Origin of the sequence: Colwellia sp. BRX8-4, assembly GCF_014077345.1 — a bacterium.
GTDB lineage: Bacteria > Pseudomonadota > Gammaproteobacteria > Enterobacterales > Alteromonadaceae > Colwellia_A.
Genome location: NZ_JACGVS010000070.1, coordinates 1 through 319, shown reverse-complemented (window position 1 = coordinate 319; position 319 = coordinate 1). Strand labels below are relative to the sequence as shown.

General features: G+C 44.2%; 1 protein-coding gene. It reads left to right on the top strand.

The window, feature by feature from the left end; all coding sequences use genetic code 11:
• The coding region (locus tag H4J56_RS19410; RefSeq protein ID WP_404842655.1) for a transposase at positions 1–319 on the top strand (319 nt) is incomplete at both ends.

Here is a 319-nt window from a genome sequence, read left to right as displayed (position 1 = left end):
AATGGTTGAAGAAACAGCACAGGTCTATAAACAGCGCTTAATCGATATCAGTTGGTTTATGCGGGCATTAAACGAGCCTATTGCTCGACAAGCCAATAAAGAAGATAAATGCACGGGGCACTTTTGGGAAGGACGCTTTAAATCTCAAGCCCTGCTCGATGAAGGGGCATTACTTGCTTGTATGGCTTATGTAGATTTAAATCCAGTACGTGCAGGCATTGCTCCAACACCTGAGCAATCGAGTTTTACCAGTATTCAACTGCGTATCAAAGCAGCCATTATCGGAGAGCAACCGACAACGTTATTACCTTTTACGGGC